The 17,045-nt window shown below is 51.4% G+C and carries 15 protein-coding genes and 1 pseudogene; 1 reads left to right on the top strand and 15 read right to left on the bottom strand.

Annotation, left to right across the window (positions count from 1 at the left end; all coding sequences use genetic code 11):
- Positions 1 to 9 precede the first annotated feature (9 nt).
- The 11 genes from BZK40_RS20275 to BZK40_RS20230 form a co-directional block, all read right to left on the bottom strand.
- Positions 10 to 711, bottom strand: a complete 702-nt coding sequence (locus BZK40_RS20275) for a DotI/IcmL/TraM family protein (RefSeq protein WP_048227637.1) — start codon at positions 709 to 711, stop codon at positions 10 to 12.
- Between the two features lie 5 nt (positions 712 to 716).
- Complete coding sequence (locus BZK40_RS20270) at positions 717 to 1,067, bottom strand: hypothetical protein (RefSeq protein WP_048227636.1); 351 nt, start codon at positions 1,065 to 1,067, stop codon at positions 717 to 719.
- 17 nt (positions 1,068 to 1,084) lie between these two features.
- A complete protein-coding gene (locus BZK40_RS24975) occupies positions 1,085 to 5,584 on the bottom strand; it encodes an LPD7 domain-containing protein (RefSeq protein ID WP_053069308.1) in 4,500 nt (1,499 codons plus the stop codon).
- A gap of 71 nt (positions 5,585 to 5,655) precedes the next feature.
- The gene (locus tag BZK40_RS20260) at positions 5,656 to 5,943 is read right to left on the bottom strand and encodes a hypothetical protein (protein ID WP_048227635.1); all 288 of its coding nucleotides are present in this window, start codon (positions 5,941 to 5,943) and stop codon (positions 5,656 to 5,658) included.
- On the bottom strand, positions 5,940 to 7,100 hold the full coding sequence (traJ, locus tag BZK40_RS20255; RefSeq protein WP_048227634.1) for a plasmid transfer ATPase TraJ: 1,161 nt from the start codon (positions 7,098 to 7,100) through the stop codon (positions 5,940 to 5,942). The genes BZK40_RS20260 and traJ overlap by 4 nt, the downstream gene beginning before the upstream one ends.
- A gap of 11 nt (positions 7,101 to 7,111) precedes the next feature.
- Complete coding sequence (locus BZK40_RS20250; protein WP_048227633.1) at positions 7,112 to 7,918, bottom strand: type IV secretory system conjugative DNA transfer family protein; 807 nt, start codon at positions 7,916 to 7,918, stop codon at positions 7,112 to 7,114.
- Positions 7,915 to 8,388: a DotD/TraH family lipoprotein gene (locus tag BZK40_RS20245; RefSeq protein ID WP_048227632.1), complete on the bottom strand. Its 474-nt coding sequence runs from the start codon at positions 8,386 to 8,388 to the stop codon at positions 7,915 to 7,917. The genes BZK40_RS20250 and BZK40_RS20245 overlap by 4 nt, the downstream gene beginning before the upstream one ends.
- A 132-nt stretch (positions 8,389 to 8,520) precedes the next feature.
- Positions 8,521 to 9,729 (bottom strand): conjugal transfer protein TraF, encoded by a 1,209-nt coding sequence (locus tag BZK40_RS20240; protein ID WP_048227631.1) that lies wholly within the window; start codon positions 9,727 to 9,729, stop codon positions 8,521 to 8,523.
- 102 nt (positions 9,730 to 9,831) lie between these two features.
- Positions 9,832 to 10,668 (bottom strand): hypothetical protein, encoded by an 837-nt coding sequence (locus BZK40_RS20235; RefSeq protein ID WP_048227630.1) that lies wholly within the window; start codon positions 10,666 to 10,668, stop codon positions 9,832 to 9,834.
- A 145-nt stretch (positions 10,669 to 10,813) separates the two neighbouring features.
- The gene (locus tag BZK40_RS24535) at positions 10,814 to 11,290 is read right to left on the bottom strand and encodes a hypothetical protein (protein ID WP_127674287.1); all 477 of its coding nucleotides are present in this window, start codon (positions 11,288 to 11,290) and stop codon (positions 10,814 to 10,816) included.
- A 19-nt stretch (positions 11,291 to 11,309) separates the two neighbouring features.
- Positions 11,310 to 12,473 carry a site-specific integrase gene (locus BZK40_RS20230; protein ID WP_370450876.1) on the bottom strand — a complete coding sequence of 388 codons (1,164 nt, stop codon included), beginning with the start codon at positions 12,471 to 12,473 and terminating at the stop codon, positions 11,310 to 11,312.
- Between the two features lie 274 nt (positions 12,474 to 12,747).
- Here BZK40_RS20230 and BZK40_RS20225 point away from each other — a divergent pair.
- Positions 12,748 to 13,134 (top strand): annotated as a pseudogene (locus BZK40_RS20225) (phage tail protein); the annotation flags it as partial.
- A gap of 925 nt (positions 13,135 to 14,059) precedes the next feature.
- Here the strand turns inward: BZK40_RS20225 and BZK40_RS20215 are convergent.
- From BZK40_RS20215 to BZK40_RS20200, 4 genes are read right to left on the bottom strand one after another with little or no spacing between them, the layout of a single operon-like run.
- Positions 14,060 to 14,566, bottom strand: coding sequence for a sugar O-acetyltransferase (locus BZK40_RS20215; protein WP_077223963.1), 507 nt, complete (start codon positions 14,564 to 14,566; stop codon positions 14,060 to 14,062).
- 54 nt (positions 14,567 to 14,620) lie between these two features.
- On the bottom strand, positions 14,621 to 15,922 hold the full coding sequence (pilV, locus tag BZK40_RS20210; RefSeq protein WP_407056912.1) for a shufflon system plasmid conjugative transfer pilus tip adhesin PilV: 1,302 nt from the start codon (positions 15,920 to 15,922) through the stop codon (positions 14,621 to 14,623).
- Positions 15,904 to 16,578, bottom strand: a complete 675-nt coding sequence (locus BZK40_RS20205; RefSeq protein ID WP_048227628.1) for a prepilin peptidase — start codon at positions 16,576 to 16,578, stop codon at positions 15,904 to 15,906. The genes pilV and BZK40_RS20205 overlap by 19 nt, the downstream gene beginning before the upstream one ends.
- Positions 16,563 to 17,045 (bottom strand): lytic transglycosylase domain-containing protein, encoded by a 483-nt coding sequence (locus BZK40_RS20200; protein ID WP_069325157.1) that lies wholly within the window; start codon positions 17,043 to 17,045, stop codon positions 16,563 to 16,565. The genes BZK40_RS20205 and BZK40_RS20200 overlap by 16 nt, the downstream gene beginning before the upstream one ends.

Genomic DNA, 17,045 nt, shown 5'->3' with positions numbered 1-17,045 from the left:
GCGGGAGCCTCAGAGGTTGCGGGGGGCGTTGCGTGAGATCATCTGGCGGATTTCCATCCCGACAGGTTTCTGTCGTGGATCTACGCGCTGGATGGTGATTTCGAAAACAAAAGGTTGTTCGGGCTTGCTGGTTGTCTGACCAACCAGACGCAGACGTACCGGATATTGCATAGTCCAGAACCAGGTTCCATCAGACAAGCGTCCACGCCGGATGACGACACCAGCCCCAACGGAGCCGGTAAGGTTCATACGTTCACGCTTCAGGGCATCATAGATATTGGAGTTAGTGAGCGCCTGGATGTAACTGGCGTGCCCTTCTTCAGAGAATAGCGAGGCCGTAGAAGATACCTGCTCACGATAGTGAACGAAGTCCAGGTTAAAGGCCCGCATCAGCGCCTTGCTGCCAAAGGCGATTGCATCGTCCTGGCTCCATGCCGGTTCGGATGTGGGAGCCAGGCGAACCAGGCGTCCGCTGTCGGTGGCAAAGTAATCTCGTGGCTGTTGTATCAGAGCCCAGGTTAAACCGGCGTTGAGGATTATGCTGATAAGCAGGCCAGTCCCCAGTCGGAGATTACTTTTCATAAGCTCCGGTGCCATTTTCTGGCGTTTTTCTGCCGTGATCATCATTTTCACGGCGTCGTTCAGCGGATCCTCCGCAGGGGAGGTGGCCCGCCCCTTTGCAGGGGGGGCCGGTTGAGTCAGTTTTGTCATAGGTTTCAGGAGTTGAAGTTTTTCCAGGGATCGATGTTGTCTGGAATCTGTTCGTTGACCTTATCAAGGGCAGCTTCGCAGACCTTATTTTCCAGTTGAGAAATGATGTCATCGAGCCCGGGGAATTGCGGCAGGCTCACTTTGACGCTCTTGATACGGGACAGACAGGACTGCAGGGAGGATGAGACATTGCTTTCGCGCTGTTCCCAGGCTGTTGCGGCCGCCCTGGCTCGCTCATAACCAGCCTGACTACCCGCTTCAGCGGCACTTCCTGCTCGGCAGGTCGCCGCCGTAGCGGTGGTAGAAAAAAGCATGAAGCCGGACAGGAGTCCGGCTTTAAGCATGTGATATCGCATTCTCTCTCCTTATCGGCTTAGCGGCCGGGGCTGTGGGAGTGTTCCTGATGAAGCGCCTTTTCCTGTCTGCCCTCCGGCTTTCGTGCGTCATCCCATTGTTTCCAGGTCTGTTCAAAACCCAGACGCTGGAACAGGGTGTCTGCCTGTTTTTCCGGTGTGTAGAGTCGGGCAGGAAGTGGTGTATCTTCTTCCCGACCTTTCAGGTGGAACTTCATCAGCTGGGGAGCGGCACGGGTGGTGCCGTCGGGTTCGAAATTCACCGCCTGCCCGTAACCCGCAAAGCGGGGGCCGTCGTCGGTGATGGCATTGATAACCAACTGACTATTGTCGGTAGTTGGTGTGGCAAGTGCCGGATACAGTGTGCCATCCAGTCGCACCATACCCTGTAGGTGTTCCCCCGCTGACTGTACAAGCAGCAGGTCTAACTGGTTTGACTGTGTGTCCATGGAGGCCATAACGGGTATCAACCTGTCTGGGGCGTCTGTGGATGGTGGCAAAATGCTTGCTGCAGCTACCGGTGACTTCACCGGGTGCCTGTCTTCACCCAGATAAAACTGACGTTCTTCCAGGCGAGGTGGCAACTTCAGGTCTGTGGTGTACTCGGGCCAGGCCTGACGGATTTGCTGAGTGAGACGGCCAAACGTATCGACCGGAAAAACTTGCAGGGGTTGCCCCTGCTCTGGCCGATCGTGTGCCACGGCAAGGCCCGTCGAGGCGGATGTCAATGACCAGTTATTCTTTACGCGTTCATTTTCCTCTCCTGGTACATGCCAGCTGTCACGGGAGTTAAGCGTCAGTGTAACCACATCACCGGTTTTGTGGTTTTCGATAAGTTTTCTTAAATCCTGTCCCCAGTAGGTATGACTCCCTCCACGGTTCTGTAGCTCGATAAAGAAGCTCCCACCCTTTTTCTCTTTATTTTCGTAGGTCGCCTCGCCAAAGTTTTTCAATACCGCCGTGATGCTTTGCCCTGGCTTCAGTGCGGAGGGCGCTGGTTCAGCGGGCATTTCCGGGACCCGGATACTGTCGGCAGCCTTTGACGCGACAGCCTCAGTAACAGCCTCAGTAGAGGATGAAAACGCCGGCTGAGGCGCGCCGGGTTCTTGTGCCTGTGATACCGGGTTCGGTGATGCAGGGGGTGTTGGTGTGTCTGGCGCGTTAGAGGAAGCAGCTTCGGGTGCGGCTGTTGCCGATGACTGTGGTGGTGCGGCATCAGGTGATGGTGTCTGCCGATTCAGATCTGGCGTAGGTATATGCGTTGTGATTGAATCACTGGTCGTCCCCATCTGTTGCCGAAGTGCCTCAAGTTGAGCGCGCTGTGCAGGCAACTTCATGCGGATATCGAGGTCATTTTCGATAATGAGCCGCATAGCCTGCTCTTTAAACTCCATACTGCCGGTTAGCTCCACCACGCCGCCGTAAAAGCGGGATGCAACCGCCAGCGCGGCGAGTACCCTTCGTTTGTCCTGACTTGCACCGTTACACATTTCGAGGCGGTTGCCGAGATCGCGAAAGGCATCTTCCCCGTCGAGGCGGTAGAGCACCGTGTTGTCGCGCTGCTCTTCTGTTGACAAGGCTTTGATGATTTTATCCAGATCTTCCCGCTGCAGCGGTTCCGGTCTTCGCGGCCCATAGACAAGCCCATCCGCTTCATTCACCTCATTCTCTGCAGTTTTCGTCCAGTTTAGATTCAGTTCTGGCATGTCTGCATCTGCGTTGGCTGTCTGTGCCTGTTCCTGTTTTTTCCCGGTTAATGGTGCTCCGGGGGACTGTGGAGGGATTGGTAATTCAGACGAGACCGGCGCCGTGGGCTCAGCGTTTTTATCATGCAATGCAGCCTCAGGTTTTACAGCCTGTTCATCCGTTTCCTGCAGTTCCTGGGCTGTAAATTGTTCCTGTGCAGGCTTATGGGGTAAGTCGTCAGACTGACTGTGCATCCATTCACCAAACTGTGGGTCGTCCATTTGCGCGCGTATGTCTGCATAATCATCCAGGTCAGGTAACGGTGCATACGATCCTGCTTCGGCGACGCTCTGGCTACTCTGACCGATATCATCGGGAGATGTCACGAGCGTCCCATCCGGGTTGCTCTGCGTATCAGGAATTAAAACGTCAGATTCTATTGGGGGCATGGGGGATGGCTCATCGCGTACATCTGCAGGTTGAGGTTGTTCCGGCTCAGTCGGCGCGGGATTCTGTTCGTTGGCAGGAATTGCCGGCTCTGGTTTATTGGGTTCAGCAACGAATTTCTGGTCAGGGTTTATGTTTACAACAGCACTATCAATAATGCGACCCAGTTGCGCAGCGCTATCATCGTGATTCAGGTCAAGGCTTCTTATTGCCTCCGCATATAGTCGGTTTAAGGGGGTAATATTTGTTTTTCTATCAGGGGGACTATCAATAGTTTTAACGAATGTATGTGTAAGTAGAGCTGTCAACCTTTCAGCTTCTTCGGGCCGGTTTTGAGCCACTGTAAGATTTATTAGTTCAGAACGGATGGCTTCATAATGTATTGAAAGATTCTGTTCCTTTTGCAATATATTTGACAATCTTGATGCATCCTGAGCAACGTTACTTAATGCCTTGTCTATATATTGCGTCATTTCTGCTTTTATATTTCCACCTGCTGAGCGCAAACGAATATTATCAATTAAATCCGTATTGATAATAGCGACATAACTATTGTCTTTTAATGCATCAATTCCTGCTTCTTTCAGAATGCTCATCCCCTGAGGGCTGCTGGCGAAGTTAAGAAAGGTGTCATCTATCGCCTTGCTGTCAGCGAGTTTATTTCCAAGCTCGGAGCGAGAAATGCTCTCGTTTTCATTGAGTTGCTGATGCCCCGAATTTCCAGCTTCTCTGATTCGTGCCCGCAGTTCTTCTGTTAATGTGGAATTATCCCAACGGTCTAAAACAACAGACTCAGAAGGGATCTCTAATTCATATACGTGATAGTCCTTATGATTTATTTCCTCCATTACATAGTGCACGCCTAAAACAGACGTATCAGTATAAAAACCTCTCCCCACGAGGTTTTGACCTAATCCTATTTTTTCAGAATCAATGGCACTGAAGGCTGCAGGTGAACCATGAAACAAAGTTATCGTTTCACGCCCGGCTTTATGTGACGCCTGGTTTTCTGGAGGCTGCACTGGTGCCTCCGTCGCTGGTTTTTCTGCTGCAGTGGCCTCGGCCAACTCACTGACGGTATGTTCACGGGCGATGTCATTATCGGATATATGTGCGATATCCGGAGATTCATGATTATCCATAGCAGTTTCCTGAACAGGGGTGAAGACGAGACCGCCCTCTACAAAGGCGTTACGGGTTTGTGAGTTTGTGTTGAATGGGGTTTCTATCCCCATAGCGTGAAGCTGAACATTGATGAGATGCCTGGCGAGGTCTTTTCCTCTGCTGAGGATTAAATCGTTGAAGTCAGTAAGGTTTTGTTCAAGCTCCGTCGGTGTAAATGCTGGTGCTATTACCTCTCCGTTCGTCAGTTCGGCGGCCTTGGTGGCACTTAGGATGCCCTTATTCTCTGGCTCACCAGTCTGCGGGTTTTTTAATTGATGGTCGTTGTCAGCGCAGAAGATAAATTGACTGTCTGGCCAGACGGCACGGGCGTTCTGACCAACGGCAATCATGTTTCCCGCATCAATAGTCATCAGTACCGGCAGGCCTGATGCCTCATGTATGGAGGCTGCTGTGGCATATCCTTCAGCAAACAACAGCGGCTTGCCGTTCTGCGGGGTCCCGAGAGCAAACCAGTTACCTGTTTTCTCACTGTCTTTAAGGATCCGGGCGTCTTTCCCACCGGTAAGTGGAATACGCTGGTAAGAACGAATGTCGCCATGCGCGTTGCTGAAGGGGATAACAAGCTCTTGTTTTTCGTTGATTCTTATACCCGGAGCGGCCTCTACTCCCTTGCGGGTCAGATAGGTGTTTGTTGTAGCCTGCGGGTACCGGTCAACGTATCGGGCTGCATATTCCGCCTGACGGTTATACTGCAGCTCAAGAGCACGTGCATTGTCTTCACGGGTTTGCTGGGCATGAGCACGGAGATGTAGGCGCGCAAGCGGGTCCATCTCGCCACCACCTGAAAACACCCACTGCGTTGGTTTAGCGTCGGCGCTGCGATAATCGCGATACCATCCGGCAGGGCGCCCGTCCAGGTATGCTTTGTAAGCTCCGCTTTTGGAACCCTTCCTGTCCTGTTTCGTCGGTACACGCTGAAGGCTGCCATCCATCACGGGCAGCCCTTTAACCATCAGCCCTGCTTCTTCGAGTTTTTGTGCAAACTCTGTTACCGGGTCTTCTGCATTCATCGACAGTTCGTGTGGTCGGGGCATCCATCGTTCGAACTTGTTCAGGTCGGCACCTGGTCGGGCATACCAGAGCCGGTGTTCATTGTCCCATTCAAGTGCTTTCTGGCCATTATCCAAACGCGGATGGGCATTGATGGCGTCGTCCTTCTCTTCGTGAGGTACGGCAAGCCATATACGGTGACTTTTTTGCATGGTCACAATCCTGGAAGATATAGAGGGGGAAGCGCGTAAGCGCTGTGGAGAACTGGCGTGTCAGACTGGGCTCAGAGACCGGTCCAGTCTCGCGGCGTTTCGATGAAGTGTCGGTACCACCAGGGGCGACCGGAGGCAATCTTTCCCCTGAAGGTACTAATCACGCGCAGGCAGATGGCACGTACACTCCAGCCAAAGAAATTCAGTGCAACAAAGAATCCCAGAATGGCGGAACAGATATACAGCGTGTTCATGGATGGCCAGCGAAACCAGATCAGATACAGCAGCAGGAACGGCAGCGGAATACCAAAAAAGCTGACCGGCGGAGTGGCATAACGCCAGAATCCTTCTCGTTTCATTGCGTGAGTTCCTTACCTGACAGATAGAGCGCTGCTTCATCTCTGTCTATGTCCCCTGTTACGAAACCTTCCCGCACTTGATCGACAATACGCCGCTTTTCCATCCTTAGAATTGTGTCGATGTGCGCCGGCCACTTTTCTGAAGGAATATTCTGAAGCGCATCGCGTAAGTCATCGTCGAATACGATGTATTCCCGAAGGGCACGACGTTTGCCGTCAGTCGTTTTGACAAGTACCTGGACTGCGATGAAACGCAACATACCAAGCAGCTCCCACGCACGCGCATCTCGAATTTGAGGCGGGAACAAACCAAGTAATCGGTTCAGGGTTTCACCTGGCGACTTAGAGTGCAGAGTCCCGATAGTCATGTGCCCGCTTTCCCCGGCCTGAACAGCGGCTTCTGCTGTTTCAGTATCGCGGATCTCCCCGATACCGATGACCTCTGGGTTACGGCGCATGGCGGAGCGAAGCCCATCGGCAAAACTTGCCACGTCACGGCCTACCTGAGCCTGATGTGGTGGCAGAAGGTCATCGGGACGGCCAAGAATGTACTCAACCGGATCTTCGTAGGTCACTATCTTGCGGTCAGGTTGAGTGTTCTGACAGTGTCGATACAACGCCGCCTGAAGCGTTGATTTTCCGGAACCTGTTTCGCCGCAGATGAGACCCAGCCCTGTTTTTGGCAACATGGAGGCTGCCAGTACAGGCTCTATACCCATCTTCAGAAAGTCGGGAATGATATGTGGGATAACGCGCAGAGTGACGGATAATGCCTTTTCTTCCCGGGCAGAGGTTCCCTGAATAATGTGTGCGCGCAGTCGCACGCGTTCACCCCGCTTCAGGCCATGACGCCCGTGCATGTCTCCGTCGATCTGGATGGCTCTGTCCGACGGTTTACCTCCCTGCACTCTAGGGCGCACTTCTGGTCCCAGCAGGTCATCAAGCATATTGCCGAGCATGGTATTCGGCAGTACGGTGTCGGAGACTCTCTCACGCCGACCATAACGACTAACAGAAACTGGAGAGCCACCGACCAGGTCCACGTCACTTACAGCCTGTGCTGAGCACCAGGCAAAAAATGCCCTGAACTCGTCGGCGGTGAAGGCTCCACTGAATGGAAAAATCCCGAACTTATCTGGGATAAGAGATGTGTTCACTAGAAAACTCCTTACTGAATGGTAACAGACGGGCGCCAGCGGGACTTCTGGAGTTCAAACGACGCATGTGATTTGAGTCGGCGTACGCGATCGCCAGTAACGAGTTTCTGGCCACTGCCGGTTACAGTCTGTTGTTGTTCGGTAACTTCCGGTCGGGAAATCATGCCCCGACGCCAGAGCAGGGAGTAAAGCATCATGCCCCGATAATCACGGGTGAGCTGATTCATACTGGCTTCAAGGGTCAGGTCGGCATTTGCGCGACCTTCCTGCCAGCCTTTTTTCAGCGCGTCTTCCCATACCTTTCTCTGAGAGCTGTCTTCCGGCACGACCAGTCCTTCTGTGCCCGGGGTTGCCGTGGTGGCCAGCCCGCGAAGTAACCAACTGCGCCAACTGGGCGGGTTACTGACAAATCTCTCCGGTCGGATAATGGTCCAAACCTTTGAGGCGGTGCGGATTTGATTAGGAGTGATGTGTGCAACGTCCTGCGCTTCATCGATAACCGGCGGCAGCCAGCCCTCAGGGCTGATAAGCGGCCGGAAATCGTAAAGGGCATTGAGGGTGGACTCGCGGGCATTTAGCGCCTGGGTCAACTCCCACGCACGCTGAGATTTACCCCCCCGAAATCCCAGTGTTCTGCCGGCATCAGTAAGCATCTGCCAGCGAGTTTCGGAAATACTGTCTGGTCTTTGTCGCTCCGGATTGAGCCAGGCCTGCATATCCGGTGGAGGAACACTCGCATCAGTTGTTGGCGCAGGACGCTCGGTGGCACAACCGGTCAGGAGCAGCGCAGGGAAAAGTAATAAGAGAAAATATTTCATTTCTTACTTGTCTCCGGTTGCATGAAATTGAGCTGCAGCAGTCCTGGATACTGATTCAGGGTAGCTCGCCATGCTGTCTGCGCTTCAATCACGCGCAGCACGTTGCTGAACGTCATACCCCGAACGTGTAGCGTTACGGGTAAGGGCAGACGCACGCCGCTGTAGTTGAACTGCAGGCCGCGTGCACGCGCCAGTTCAGCCAGCAACTCCACAGCATCACCTTCCCAGTCGAAGGAAACGTCAGCACTGTTGGTACGTATGATTTCCATGGACGATGGTACAATTTTCGAACCGGACCAAAGACCGTTATTCCACATCTGATATTGCGTGTGACGGGCAACGGCGACGGATGATGCTGCGCCGTAGCGGTCAGGAGAAACAGAAGCTGGAGGCGTCGATGGCGGAATCCAGGGCTGGCAGCCGGCAAGAAGAGAGATAGCCAGCACGCCGGGAAGAATTAAGTAGTTCATAGTAGTTACCTTGCCGGGAGGGCGACTGAGGTTAAAGCCAGAAGATTCAGGGATACGGAGTTTTGCAGACGGTTGAGATATTGATCGGAAGTAAACGGCAGAGGAAGCCCATTGCGGGCTTCCCTATGATTATCAGAACGTGAACTGCAACTGCGCAACCGCGCCGTAGGTACGATCAGTTCCGGCTATACCGGTAAGGTCCAGGTGTACTACATCAAACGGTGAGAAGCCCAGACCTGCGGTGAAGGCGTTACCCTCGCTGGAGACCATGTTCTGGCGATAACCAGCACGAACCTGCATCCAGCTCCAGGCGTTCAACTCAGCCCCTACACTGGCGAACTGGCGTTTGTCATCTCGCTCAAAACGGCTGGCTTCGGTCAGATCCACATCGAGTGCGGTAGTCAGGACGTTGTTGCTCCAGGCGACGCCAGCAGTGGCTTGAGGTTTCACTTTGAACGTTTCTTTCTCGCCGTTCACTTCTTTAGTGTCAACACTGCGGGCAATGATGTTCTGTACCGCCAGACCTAGCATCCAGTTATCTCCGAGGTTTGTGGCCAGACCGATGTCGGCGTTAAATCCGGTTTTGGTGTTGTGGTAATCGTCTGAGTTCACGTCATTTTTGTCGAAGTCGTTTACCGTTGCGCTGTAATTGAAAAGATCGATTCGCTGATACTTGGGTGTAATGCCCAGTGACCAGCTGTGTCCTGCCGTTTCAAATTCATGCGCCATAGCCACACCTACGTCGGTGATGACGGCCGCCCGACCATAGGCTCGGGACGTTAGTGCATCTTTGTCTACCGCATCCGCCGGTATGGCCCCGCTTGCGATTTTGTCGAGATACTGCAGATCGTGGTCGCTGACCGTGCCATTTACGGAAACGGTGCCCCAGGATTTCACGACAACAGCAAATGGGAGTACTTTATTCGGGGTGGTGGCAATAACAGATGCCCCGACCTGCCCGTTTGCCTTCACATCTTTCAAATCTTCCAGCTTATTGCGTAACGCGGCAGCGCTTTCGCTAACACCGCTTTGGCTGTCGACAGCATTGTCAAAATTGTTCCACAGATCTTTCACGTCATCGGCAGTATCTATGGCCTTATTGGGGTCTGCCACCTGGACACCCACGGACGGCAGCACCAGACTGAAGTCATCATTCGCGCCAAACTTCGTCAGGAGTGCCGGGTTGGATAAGGCAGCAGTGCCGTAGTGTGCAGAGGCCACGCCGGTGCCCCCCATGGCATCGCTGCGGGCTTCCATGTAGGAGGTTGCTGCACCTGCATGAAAAGCCATCATGATGGCGGAAGAAATCAGTGTTTTTGCAATGTAAGTCTTTTTCATCATTAAATTTCCTGTAATCAAGTCTGGATTTTGGGCAAAAGAAGGTCTTGATGCGGCAGCATCAAAAATTTCTTTTTCTTTTTTAATTCAATATTTCTGCGTGGTTTAAAGCTGTTTGAATATAAGTGCAGGTAGCGTTATTCCTTGTTCAAGCGCTGTGGATAGTCCCTTGCTGACCGTGACGGTGCGCAGAGTGCCTGTTGCGGCATGTTCCATGAGGAGGCGTTCTTTCCAGTATTTTTGCTCTTTATTCAGAACGAGCGGAATAATGGATAACACCGGGAAATATGTCAGCAGTGATGAAGAAATTTTCTTCTTAATTAATATGCCGGTTTGTTCCTGATATTCATCCTCACCTGTATGTTCGGTTGTCCAGAAAATAACGCTGTCATTATTATTCTCATCTGAAGGAATTATTATCTTCCGTAAGGCATCTTCCGTTTGTGGCCATTGATGTCGAGCCAGGGTGGTGTCGACCGTTGGAACATTCCTGCCTAACAACCAGTCCGGTGAAACGAAAAACCACTGAGCGAGCGCCTGCAGGAGCGGAGTGGACAGATAGTCCATCGTTCGTTCCCTGTCCTGCAGTACGCTCACCCGAACATTCCATGACGAAAGCAACTCTGCGATATCAGTCGGGTCAAGCTCATGTGCCTGCATTAGCACCTCAAAGCGATCGATGATACTAAGCGCGGTATTGCTGAACGGCAGGAAAATATCTCGCAGAGAACCTTCTATAACCAGATTCAGTAGCTCCGATTGAGATATCCCAATCTTGCCGGATAACTCATCAATCAGCTGGCGGGTGCCGGGCCTCATTCGGAGTGACGTGGTCTGCATAGGCTTCTTTTCATTGCGTTGAAGCAGTTCTGCAATCCTGTTCCGATCAAGGTCGGGGAGCGCCAGAAGCGAGGTGAAAATTGCGGTAAGACTGTTTGCCACGTGGCCCCCTTAAGTAAAATTACATCTTGCGGTTCAGTGAGTTAAAGAATAATTAATCGTGACGCGCATGTATAACGAGTTAATTCGATCTTGTAGATCGACTGCGTTTGCGTGTGCGTTTTAATTGCGTTTGTGTATTGTCGTTTTAACTCGTTCTCCGGCGCGGTCGAATGAGCACAAGCACGCCGGTTTCCGGTACGGTAATCCAGCGCCATTCCTGTACCAGTGTTTGTAGCCGTATCCCGTTCCTGACGGCAGGAGGAATCGATACTGTGGTCCAGCGCCAGCGGTGTGTATCGTCCATTTTTCCCATCAGGAGGGTCATGCTTTTCATGTGTGCCGGGCGCATCAAATGGGATGTGAAATACACGGGGGCGCTGTCCCTTTGTAACGCCAGTTGCAACGTGGCAAGAAAACTACGGTGAAAGCGCGCTGCACGATGAAGATTAAGATGACCAACCCGGTCAAATGTCGAAAGGTGCAGGGTAGTGTAATGCTTCTTTCGATGACTAACCGAGGCCGTGCGAAACCCTGTCCAGGGCGTCACGGCACTAACGACTGTCATTACCGGGCAATACAGCAGTAATGTCAGCGGTACTGCTGAAAGGATAATCAGATACACAGTCCCTCCAGGATAAAGGTTACGCCCGGGCCGAGAGAGCCTGGTCGGGGTTAAGCGGACAAATCATGATGTGGTCATTTGTCTTGATAGGGAGTTCCCCTGGTGCAGGGACTCGTTCGCCGCGCTGGGCAGCAAGTGCCAGAGTGCGTAGTAGCAGTTCGCTGGCGCGGGTCAGGGCAAGTTCGCGGGTCGGCGCCGACACCATCAAGTTTTCGAAGTCGCATATCATCACTCTTATGTCACCAGTACTTCCGCAATCCTGTTCTACCAGTGCGGGATAAGGTACGAAGTAGGGGGCAATCTTTTGAGTCTGGCGCCGTCGCGCGTCCAGCTTGCTGACTAGTTGGTAAGCTCTCAAATGGGTGTAGCGTTTAAGCATATTCATCGACCGATGACCCGAAATGGCAGCGACCTCCATAACGTTCAATGTACCGAGCTCGAAAAAGCGACTGATGGCCTCGTGCCGAAGATCATGAAAATGCAGATTTTCGATAGTGAGGGCCTTGAGGGCGAGCCGCCAGGCGCTTTTGAAACCGGATGACGTATATGAAAATACTTTACCTTTGAGCAGGGCCGGCATCATCTGAAGCAGATTGCGTGCCTTACGTGAGAGGGGGACGTCACGCGATGACCCATTCTTGGTGTCTGGCAGGTGTGCGACACCATGCTGCAGGTCAATATATTCCCATTTCAGGTTAAGGATTTCACCCTGACGCATGGCCGTCTCCAGCGCGAGATGAAAGATTATATACAGCATTAAGTTTCGCTCGCGGAAATACCGGGACAGTCTGCGCTCTTCAGTGGATGTCAGGCGGCGATCACGACCTTTTGATACTTTTGGTTTACGCACTAATTCGACCGGATTGCTACGGCAGGTTCCCCATTCCACACGTGCAATACCGAAAAGTGATGACAATAGCGCCAGCTCAAGTCTTACTGTATTACCGGTGATAGGGTTCCCCGTCCTGGGGTTGCGCTGGGTCAGTCTTTCATCACGGTAGGCGGCAATATCAACCGTGGTGATTTCGTCCATATTCCTGCTGGCCAGTGGGTGGCGCTTAATGACGTTGGTTCGGTAAAACTCCTGAAGGTGGCCCTTTTTATGAACAGATACTGATTCGTAATATTTATCGAGGCCACGACTGAGGGGCATTTTTCTAATACGCGCAACGGAAGACATCATTACTCCTAAAAGGTGAAGAAAATAAAGCCTTAAGAGAAAAATGCAATAATTCTGTCAATCCGGTGCCTGGGCTAATTCTGGGGAAAAAAAAATACAGCGTTACACATGGTCAGTAAATTCAGGGAATAACTACGGCGATATTTGCCAGACTTCCTTGAATTCGAGCGGGTTAACGGCACAAGGTTGGGTCGCCACTGGATCTGATGCTTGTACAGAAGATAACCAAACTTGCACTATAGATAACGTTAGATGTTTTGCAGTCAGACTGAATTAATTAATCTGTCAATCCGGCGTGTGGGGCGGATCTGACAGCTACCCTGTTGGTAGCCCTATTCCGTGGCCTTCCACAACACCCCCACCAGGTTTCTTTTTAATGGCAGGGCAGAGCTTTTCATGCGGTTCTAACCCTAAACTGGCTATTGTTTATCCTGGATGTGTATTACCCGATCTACGCGGCACATTTATACGTGGTTGGGATAATGGGCGCGGCCTCGACAATGGACGAGCTATTCTCAGTTACCAAAAAGACCAAAGTAATATGATCCTTAATACTGGTGGTAGGCTCGAAGGCCATCATAACGGTATGGATCATTACTACTCAAATGGTAGTGAAGTACGCCCTAAGAACGTTGCGTTTAACTACATAGTCAAAGCCGGTTGAGGAAACTGTCAATCCGGCGTGTGGAATAGTGGTTTGAAAATCGGTTTTTTTTCTGTCGCTTCTCCAGTTGGTGTCAACAATATTACATGGGCCAGATATTGTGCTTTAGGGCATTACGGACAAGGTGGTGGATCGCAGATCTACCCAGTAGCCGGGCCGGATGGTGAAGGTAAGTACCTCTGGCAAACTAATACATTAGGCGGTGCTGTTATGATCAACTGTTTCTAACTGTCAATCCGGTGTCTGGCGCAGGAACATAGGGAGTACAGTTTTAACGGGTTTAATCGGCAACGGGCAACAGATTCCGCTGCCCACAGGTTTTAGCCAAAACCAATGCACCTGGAGTGTCAGCAATAGCGAAAATCCACATGGATGGAAACCAAATTACTTCGCCGGTCAAGTTGCTGCCGTAGATGCAAACCGAGTGGTTACATGCGGCTACTATGATGAATATGTCTTTCACCCAGGCACTAACCGAACGGATTTAACAGGGAAATGCAGCTTCATAATTAGCTGCTCATAAACATGAACTCAACAGAGTCAGTGTGACTGTCAATCCGGTGCCTGGCGTTCCCCCTCTCCATCTGATGGTATTTACACCTCTCTCGGAGCATTTAAAGGCTTTTTTAGTAGCAGCAACACAACTGGAAAGCAGTTTAAAATATATGCCTGGGGAGGCAATCCCCCCCCCAAAAAAATCAACTTTGGTAACTCAGATAACTGTGCCAATACGTTTTCACTGACAGCTACAGTTGGCGGCCTTACTGTTGCACACTCAATCGATGGTAACTCTCAGTGGCAGAAATCTGGAAGTTTTTCATTTGATGTTCCTGATGGCCAATCGTTCTCGATTACATCAAATGGAATGATGGCTTATGGGTGCGATTACGGCAGTTTTAATGTGTTTCGTTTCCAGTAACCCATATCATATGTTGCGTTTAAAAACAGCAGGAGAACCTGCGTACAACGTATTTTCTGGTACATCCGAACGTACTACGCTGTTTGCCGCTATAACGCTGTTATTGCCAATTGTAACGCCCGGTAAAACGACGACGCCTGCTCCTAGCCATACCTTATGGCCAATACTGATTGGAGCCTGAGTAACGCCACTACATCTCAATTCAGGCGAAGTTTCATGGCTGGCTGTCGTCAGTGTGACATTCGGTCCAATCAGGGTATTGTCGCCTATCGAAATTGACGCATGATCGAGGAAGACACATCCAGTGTTGATGTAGACACCTTGACCGATCGTTATGCGACCATATTCATAAAAAAATGGGGGGGTTACTGCGCTTTCGCCAGTTATGACAACCCCTGATTTTTTGAGCAACTTGTTGCGTGATTTTCTTCGAAGATTTGTTGTGTTGAAGAGGTTTCTGGCAGTCGGTACTTTCAACCTGTTTCTTAATGTACTGAAGAGATACGTAAGCATTATTAGCGGCTTCCTTTGCTTGTGCTTGAGGATTTATCCAAGTTTATCATTCAGTTAATTTTTAGCACACCACGCTATTGCGCGCATACACGTTCCACCCGTAACACCACCTCCAGTAACAAGTTGCCAGGCATTATCTGATGGTGATGGCATTGAGGAATCTGGGGCGTTCCACCCGTTACCACCTGTCCAGTTTGAGAGAACCCAGCCACCCGAAATCAATTGTTTTCCGGCAGGACAGTAGGCTTTTGAGTAGACGTATTTGCCACAAGCATCATTTCCTTGAATCATTTCAAATGCTGATACCTTGCCGCTGGACGTCCACGCACCGGATTGACAGGAAAGTATGCCGCCATTGGCATCGCGGCTTATCTGCCCATTCGGGTAACAAGCGATGCCTGCAACATTGATCCGATCCAACTGCAAAACCCCACCTGCTGACAAGTTGCCTGTTGCTTTGACTGTGGCACCAGAAACCTCGTTAGTTGCCGTAATATTGCGTCCGGCGCTAATGTCGCTGTCGGCACGGACCGTTGCTCCTTTTACCTGTGCTCCGGCTGTAATGTTTTGGGTGAAACTACCGTTTGCACCGCTGACATTACTGGTAAAAATACCGTTTGACCCACTGACGTTTCCGCTAAATGTTCCAGTCTGGCCATTAATGGTGCCGACACTGTTCAGGTTGTTACCACCCATGTCGATAGCAGTGTGCATTTTATTCAGATCGGGACGCCCATTTACCTGAAAACGGTACAGCCTGTCGTTGTCCTCCTGCGCACCAGACAGCTCATCTGTTGAGAGGAGTACTGCAATATGTCCATTACCAGAGGTGGCACCGTAACTGCTCAGCAGGATTTTCCAAGAACGCAGGGCACCTGTGGCGGTTTTACCATCATCAATGTAGCCCCCGAAACCGGTTTTGATATCCCTTGATATCAGCCTCAATGCCTTGTCCGGGTATACACTGCCACCGCTGGATACTACCATGCCCTGTAGTAACTCCGTGTTTTGCCCATTCCTGACCAGATAAGTGTTCAAACGCTGACCCTGACTGTTTGTTTCGGTGAAACCGGACGGCAGGAAACCCGTGTTTTTAAGCATGGCCGTAGTTATCACTGTCGGCGCGGTGGTACTGGTTGCGCTTAACAAAGTGGCGTAGTTACGACCGACGTATCCCCGTGCAGCAGCTGCGTATGTACTGATATGGGAGGCTTCAACCTGCCAGTTTTTCTCCTGCTGCCAGTCTTTGTATTTAGTGAGTCCAAAGACGGTCATTGCCATCACAACTATGAGCGCCAGAGCAACATCAAGATTCGCCCAGCCACGATCGTGCTTTTTCATAAGATTGATATCCATACAGGTTGATACAGATTGGATAACTGGAAGAGACTCCCGCTAAGACACAACCAGGGGCCAAGCGGCCCCTCTTTTTTTCCGGACAAATGCCAGGTTAGCAGCCAGAGCATAAAGGCTGCAGCACCAAACAGAGTGGCCAGTGCTGCATCTTTCCCCCCCATCCAGGCCGTCAGACCTGTTATCAGCCATAAATCTCCCCGACCAAGACGCTGATCGCCCCGGTTTATCAGGATACTCAGCAACGTCATCAGGCCGCCCACCACAGCGATTTCCACCAATTGCGTATATACACCTGCAATCGAAACGTCTTTTGTTACTCCCCAAATAAGTCCTCCAAGTAACAGACGTGCTGTGAAAGTACGTGGCAAATATCCACTGACTGCGTCGGTGATACCGGACTGAAGCAGGAAGCCCATCATCATGATGGCAGCAGCCCGATCGGCAATTGGAGCCGGTGACAGGGCAGCGATCATACTGAACGTGGCGAAAAGCCAAATCCCAGCAGTTAGAAGCGAGTTCCGCTCCTTACTATGAGCAGTGGTATCTTCCAGAAAGTCGAGTACTCTCCACATCAGGCATCTGCCAATTAGCGCAAAACCCAGCAGTAACGGCAGGCTCCATGCTGTTGCCAGGCTGGTGACTATGATGGTTCGCATATTCGCTTTCCTTTCTCCTGCCGACAGACTCGAAGGCCTTTCAGTTCCAGATAGAACCCCCAGATACGGTTGGCATACTGTTCGCGAGTTTCGTGCCTGTCCTTACGAAATCCAGCGTTGTAAGACCCGAGGCAATTCCATGTCACACCACATACCTGAAAGTGGCTGGCCAGTATCCACGCCCCGATCTGAATATTCAGACAGGGTCGTTTCAGCAGGTCTTCTGCACTCTGGATGATGCCCATTCGGATGAGCTTTGGCACATGGGTTGAATTTATCTGCATCAACCCATAGTCCGTGCTGACCGGATTGCCCTTTTTATCCCTGTTAGTGTTTGTGACCCATGGTCGGAGCCAGGACTCCCCTTTGGCCATTGCCTTAAGCAGCAGTGGCTCTATCTGGTATCGGGCACCGGCACTATTAAAGCAGGCATCAAACGTATCAGGAGGGGAGTTCGAACTGGCCAT

Source organism: Citrobacter portucalensis (assembly GCF_002042885.1).
GTDB lineage: Bacteria > Pseudomonadota > Gammaproteobacteria > Enterobacterales > Enterobacteriaceae > Citrobacter > Citrobacter portucalensis.
Note: the sequence above shows the minus strand (reverse complement) of the source record. Positions and strands in the feature narration are given on the sequence as shown.

Coding starts and splice junctions, on each gene's coding strand:
- pilV (WP_407056912.1), bottom strand. CDS start 15,922: ATGGATATCAATCTTATGAAAAAGCACGATCGTGGCTGGGCGAATCTT.
- BZK40_RS20230 (WP_370450876.1), bottom strand. CDS start 12,473: ATGATGTCTTCCGTTGCGCGTATTAGAAAAATGCCCCTCAGTCGTGGC.
- BZK40_RS20215 (WP_077223963.1), bottom strand. CDS start 14,566: ATGCTTACGTATCTCTTCAGTACATTAAGAAACAGGTTGAAAGTACCG.
- BZK40_RS20240 (WP_048227631.1), bottom strand. CDS start 9,729: ATGATGAAAAAGACTTACATTGCAAAAACACTGATTTCTTCCGCCATC.
- BZK40_RS24975 (WP_053069308.1), bottom strand. CDS start 5,584: ATGCAAAAAAGTCACCGTATATGGCTTGCCGTACCTCACGAAGAGAAG.
- BZK40_RS20200 (WP_069325157.1), bottom strand. CDS start 17,045: ATGGCCAGTTCGAACTCCCCTCCTGATACGTTTGATGCCTGCTTTAAT.
- BZK40_RS20275 (WP_048227637.1), bottom strand. CDS start 711: ATGACAAAACTGACTCAACCGGCCCCCCCTGCAAAGGGGCGGGCCACC.
- BZK40_RS20250 (WP_048227633.1), bottom strand. CDS start 7,918: ATGAAATATTTTCTCTTATTACTTTTCCCTGCGCTGCTCCTGACCGGT.
- BZK40_RS20270 (WP_048227636.1), bottom strand. CDS start 1,067: ATGCGATATCACATGCTTAAAGCCGGACTCCTGTCCGGCTTCATGCTT.
- BZK40_RS20260 (WP_048227635.1), bottom strand. CDS start 5,943: ATGAAACGAGAAGGATTCTGGCGTTATGCCACTCCGCCGGTCAGCTTT.
- BZK40_RS20205 (WP_048227628.1), bottom strand. CDS start 16,578: ATGCGAACCATCATAGTCACCAGCCTGGCAACAGCATGGAGCCTGCCG.
- BZK40_RS20245 (WP_048227632.1), bottom strand. CDS start 8,388: ATGAACTACTTAATTCTTCCCGGCGTGCTGGCTATCTCTCTTCTTGCC.